Below are 5,889 nucleotides of genomic sequence, written 5' to 3' on the forward strand. Positions count from 1 at the left end.
GCGGCTCGTGAACATGTACGGGATCACGGAGACGTGCGTGCACGTCACCCATCACGCCGTCACCGGGCGCGAGCTGCGCGACCCGGGCGTGGCGAGCGTGATCGGCGGGCAGCTGGCGGACCTGCGGCTGTACGTGCTGGACGCCGCCATGCACCCCGTGCCGCTGGGCGTTCCCGGCGAGCTGTTCGTGGCCGGCGCAGGGCTGGCGCGCGGCTACCTGGGGCGCCCCGCGCTGACGGCGCAGCGCTTCGTCCCCGATCCCTTCGGCGCGGAGCCGGGGGGGCGGCTGTACCGCAGCGGCGACCGCGCACGGCGCAGGGCCGACGGGTCGCTGGAGTACCTGGGGCGCATCGACTTCCAGGTAAAGATCCGCGGCTTCCGCATCGAGCTGGGCGAGATCGAGTCCGCGCTGCTGGCCTCGCCCCTGGTCCGCGAAGCCGCCGTGCTGGTGCGCGAGGATGGCGGGGAGAAGCGGATCGTGGCGTACGTGACGGGCCACGACCACGCGCCCACCGCGCGCGAGCTGCGCGACGCGGCGAAGGAGCGGCTGCCGGACTACATGGTGCCGGCGGCCTTCGTGGTGATGGACGGCGTCCCGCTGACCGCCAACGGCAAGCTGGACCGCCGCGCCCTTCCCGCGCCGGAGAAGGCGCCCGCCGACGGCGACGGATACGCGGCGCCGCGCACGCCGGTGGAAGAGGTGCTGGCCGCAGTGTGGGCGGACGTCCTGGGGGTGGAGCGCGTGGGCGTGGACGACGACTTCTTCGCGCTGGGCGGCCACTCCCTTTCCGCCACGCGCGTGGCGGCGCGCCTGCAGGAGGTGCTGCGCGTGGAGCTGCCGCTGCGCGCGTTCTTCGAGGCGCCGACGGTGGCGGGCGTGGCCGTGCAGGTAGACGCGCTTCTGCGCGACGGCGCCGGGGGCGAGACGCCCCCGATCGCCGCGCTGGGCGCGGAGACTGCGCCGCTTTCGTTTGCGCAGCGGCGGCTGTGGTTCCTGGAGCAGCTGGAGCCCGGCACCGGCGCCTACAACATTCCGACGGCGCTGCGGCTGGCCGGCGAGGTGGACGTGGACGCCCTGGGCCGCGCGCTGGCCGAGATCGTCCACCGCCACCAGGTGCTGCGCACCACCTTCGCCACGGTGGACGGCGAGCCGGTGCAGCGCGTGTCCCCCGCCGGCGCCTTTGCGCTCGGTGTGGAAGAGGTGGACGCCGCGGCGCTGGACGGGCGCATCATGGCCGAGGGGTGGCGCCCGTTCGACCTGGAGCGCGGGCCGCTGCTGCGCGCGCGGCTGTTCCGCCTGACCGAGCGGGAGCACGTGCTGCTGGTTTCCATGCACCACGCCGTGAGCGACGGGTGGAGCCACGGCGTGCTGCTGGGCGAGCTGGCCGCGCTGTACGAGGCGTTCACCCGCGGCGAGGTGTCGCCGCTGGCGCCGCTGGCCGTGCAGTACGCCGACTACGCCGCTTGGCAGCGCGAGCGGATGGCGAACGACCGCCTGCGCCCCCAGCTGGAGTGGTGGAAGGCGCGGCTGGCGGGCGCCCCGGCCGTGCTGGAGCTGCCCACCGACCGCCCGCGCACCGCCCTGCAGGGGCACGCCGGCGCGGTCGCCCGCTTTACGCTTCCCGCGGAGCTGGCGGCGGGGCTGCGCGCGCTGTCGCGCCGCGAGGGCGCCACGCTGTTCATGACGCTGATGGCGGCGTGGCAGGTGCTGCTGGCCCGGTACAGCGGCCAGGAGGACCTGGTGGTGGGGTCGCCGATCGCCGGGCGCACGCGGCCGGAGGTGGAGGGGCTGGTGGGCTGCTTCGTGAACACGCTGGCGCTGCGCGGCGACCTGTCGGGCGACCCCGCGTTCCGCGAGCTGCTGGCGCGCGTCCGCGAGTCCCTGCTGGGCGCCTGCGCCCACCAGGACCTGCCGTTCGAAACGCTGGTGGAGGAGCTGGCGCCCGAGCGCTCGCTGCAGCACACCCCGCTCTTCCAGGTCCTGTTCACCATGCAGGAGATGGAGGCGCGGACGCGGCTGGGCGGCATGGTGGCCGAGACCCTGCCCACCGGCGTCGAGACGGCCAAGTTCGACCTGCTCCTGTCGTTCGTGGACGACGGCGAGCGGCTGCGCGGCCGGATCTCGTACCGCACCGCGCTGTTCGACGCCTCGACCATCGAACGGATGACCGGGCACCTGCGCGTGCTGCTGCACGGCGCCGTGTCGGACCCCGGCGCGCGCATCTCGCGCCTGCCGCTGATGGAGGAGGGGGAGCGGCGGGCGGTGCTGGATACGTGGAACGCGACGGAGCGCCCGTACGACGTCCACCGCCCCATCCACGCGCTGGTCGAGGCCCAGGCGGCCCGGACCCCCGATGCCACCGCCGTGGTGTGCGAGGGTGATTCGCTGACCTACGCCGAGATGGAGCGCCGCGCCAACCGCCTGGCGCACCACCTGGCCGCCCGCGGCGTGCGGCCGGACGCGCCGGTGGGGCTGTTCATCGAGCGCGGCATCGACCTTCCGTCCACCGTGCTGGGGATCCTGAAGGCGGGCGGCGCCTACGTCCCGCTGGACCCGCAGGCGCCGGACGAGCGGCTGCGCTACGTGCTGCGCGACGCAGGCGCCCGCGTCGTGGTCTCGCAGCGGGCGCTGGCCGCGCGGCTGGACGGGTACGACGGGACGATCGTCCGCCTGGACGACGACGCGGACCGGATCGCCCGGGAAAGCGAGTCTTCGCCGGGGATCCGCGTGGACGCGGACAACCTGGCGTACGTCATCTACACCTCCGGCTCGACGGGCGCCCCCAAGGGCGTGCTGGTGCGGCACGGCGGCGTGGCCAACTACGTGGCGTGGTTCAATGAGGCGGTGCTGGGCGACGCCGACTTCGCGCTGCCGATGGTGAGCCGCCTTTCGTTCGACGCGCACGTCCGCCAGATGTACCCGCCGCTGCTGCGCGGCCAGGCCGCGTGGGTGCTGCCGGACGAGACCCTCACCGACACGGGCGCCCTGCTGGCCGCGCTGCGCTCGCACCCGCGGACCAGCTTTGGCGGCGTGCCCACGCTGTGGGCGGCGATCGTGGAGCGCATCCGCGCCGGCGAGCCGGCGCCCGCGGGGCTGAAGGCGGTGCTGCTGGGCGGCGACGTGTTCCCGGCCGCGCTGCGCGACCGCACCCGCGAGCTGTTTCCCGACGCGCTGATCCGCAACCACTACGGCCCCACCGAGACCACCGTGAACATCAGCGTGGGACAGGTGGAGGAGGGCCGCGTCACCCTGGGCCGGCCCTTGGGCAACATGCGCGCGTACCTGCTGGACGGGGCCATGCAGCCCGTGCCGGTGGGCGTGCCGGGCGAGCTGTACGCGGCCGGCACCGGGCTGGCGCGCGGCTACCTGGGCCGGCCGGCGCTGACGGCGGAGAAGTTCGTTCCCGACCCCTTCTCCCCCGTTCCCGGCGCGCGGCTGTACCGCACGGGCGACCGGGTGCGGTGGCTGGCGGACGGCACGCTGGAGTACCAGGGCCGCACCGACGGGCAGGTAAAGGTGCGCGGCTTCCGCATCGAGCTGGGGGAGATCGAGTCCCTCCTGTCCCGGCACCCCGCCGTGCACCAGTCCGCCGTCACCGTCCGCGAGGACGAGGGCGACGAGGCGCGGCTGGTGGCGTACGTGTCCACGCGGGACGGGGCGGACACCTCCATCGCGGAGCTGCGCGCGCACCTGGCGGCCTCCCTGCCCGGCTACATGGTGCCGGCGGCGTTCGTGTTCATGGACCCGATGCCGCTGACCGCCAGCGGCAAGGTGGACCGCCGCGCCCTTCCCGCCCCCTACGCCGGGCGCGCCGGCGACGGCGACCGGGCGCCGCGCACGCCCACCGAAGCGCGCCTGGCCGCCATCTTTGCCGAGGTGCTGCGGCTGGAGCGCGTGGGCGCCGACGACGACTTCTTTGCCGCGGGCGGCCACTCGCTCAAGGCCACCCAGGTGGTGTCGCGGGTGCTGGAGGCCTTTTCGGTCACCCTGCCGCTGCGCACCCTGTTCCAGCGCCCCACCGTGAGCGCCCTTGCCGAAGAGGTGGACCGGCTGCTGGTGCAGGGACACACCCTGGACCTGACGGCCGTGGCCCCCATTGCACGACAGGCGCGCCGCGCCGCCCTTGCCGACCCGAAGAGCCCCGCCAAGCCATGACGTCCATCCACACGCCCGCGGTGGACGCGGACGTCTTTCCCGTATCGTTCACGCAGCAGCGCCTCTGGTTCCTGGACCGGATGGAGGGCGGCAGCGCGGCGTACGGGATTACCGGCGCGCTGCGGCTGGCGGGGCCGCTGGACAGCGAGGCGCTGCGCCGCGCGCTGGAAGAGACGGTGCACCGGCACGAGTCGCTGCGCACCACCTTCGCCGTGCAGGACGGCGAGCCGGTGCAGGTCATTCACCCGCCCGCGGAGTTCGAGCTCCCCGTCGCCGAGCTCGCGGACGCGGACGAGGCCGCCCTGCGCGCCCGCCTGGACGACGAGGCGCGGCGCCCCTTCGACCTGGCGGCCGGGCCGCTGTTCCGCGCGCTGCTGCTGCGTCTGCGGCCGGACGAGCACGTGCTGGTGCTGTCGATGCACCACATCATCAGCGACGGGTGGTCGCGGGGCGTGCTGTTCCGCGAGCTCTCGGCGCTGTACGGCGCCTTCGTGCGCGGCGAGCCGTCGCCCCTGGGCGAGCCTCCGCTGCAGTACGCCGACTACGCCGTCTGGCAGCGCGAGACGCTGCAGGGGCCGGCGATGGAGCGGCACCTGGCGTGGTGGCGCGGGCAGCTGGCCGGCGCCCCCGCCCTGCTGGAGCTGCCCACCGACCGTCCCCGTCCGCCGGCGCTCAGCTTTCGCGGCGGCATCGAGCGCGTGCGGCTCCCCGCCGGCACGGTGGCGGCGCTGGTAGCGCTGGCGCGCGGCGAGGGCGCCTCGCTGTTCATGGCGGTGCTGGCCCTGTGGCAGGCGCTGCTTTCGAAGTACTCTGGCCAGGACGACGTGGTGGTGGGCACCCCCATCGCCGGCCGCACCCGGGCGGAGATGGAGGGGGTGATCGGCTTTTTCGCCAACACCCTGGCCCTGCGCGGCGACCTCTCCGGCGACCCCTCGTTCCGCGCGCTGCTGGGGCGCGTGCGCGAGGCCACCTTCGGCGCGTACACGCACCAGGAGGTGCCGTTCGAGCAGGTGGTGGAAGAGGTGCACACGGGGCGCAGCCTGGGCCACAACCCGCTCTTCCAGGCCTTTCTCGCCCTGCAGAACGCGTCCGACGACGCGCTGCGGCTGGACGGGCTCGCCGTCTCGCCCGTGGAGCTGGAGAGCGGCAGCGCCAAGTTCGACGTCTCCCTGCTGCTGCGCGAAGCGGACGGCGAGATCTACGGCTGGCTGGAGTACGCCACCGACCTGTTCGACGCGTCCACCATCGCCCGCATGCGGCGCCACCTGGGCGTGCTGGCGGATGCCGTCGCCGCGGACCCGGACCGCCCCCTCTCCCGCATCCCTCTCCTTCCGGACGACGAGCGGGAGACGGTGGTGCGGGAGTGGAACGCCACCGACGCGGCGCTCCCCGGACCGGAGACGATCCACGGCGGCTTCGAGGCGCAGGCCGCGCGGACGCCCGACCGCATCGCGCTCGCGTTCGAAGGCGAGCGGGTCACGTACGCGGAGCTGGACGCGCGCGCCAACCAGCTCGCCCGCCACCTGAAGCGGCTGGGCGTAGGGCCGGAGGTGCGCGTGGGGCTGTGCCTGGAGCGCGGCACCGAGATGGTGGTCGCGCTGCTGGGCGTGATGAAGGCCGGCGGCGCCTACGTTCCGCTGGATCCCGAGTACCCGGCCGACCGCCTGGCGTACATGCTGGAAGACTCCGGCGTCGGCGTGCTGCTGACCCAGGCGGCGCTCCGTGGCATCCTC

2 protein-coding genes are annotated in these 5,889 nt (G+C 74.5%); both read left to right on the top strand.

Features of this window, described 5'->3' with window-relative positions; all coding sequences use genetic code 11:
• The first annotated feature begins 13 nt into the window (after nt 1-13).
• Nucleotides 14-4,156 (top strand): amino acid adenylation domain-containing protein, encoded by a 4,143-nt coding sequence (locus tag VGC13_RS00750; protein ID WP_331123273.1) that lies wholly within the window; start codon nt 14-16, stop codon nt 4,154-4,156.
• Nucleotides 4,153-5,889, top strand: a 1,737-nt coding sequence (locus VGC13_RS00755; RefSeq protein WP_331123274.1) for a condensation domain-containing protein, incomplete at its 3' end; no start/stop codon positions are given. The genes VGC13_RS00750 and VGC13_RS00755, both read left to right, overlap by 4 nt.

Source organism: Longimicrobium sp., assembly GCF_036399255.1.
Taxonomy (GTDB): domain Bacteria; phylum Gemmatimonadota; class Gemmatimonadetes; order Longimicrobiales; family Longimicrobiaceae; genus Longimicrobium.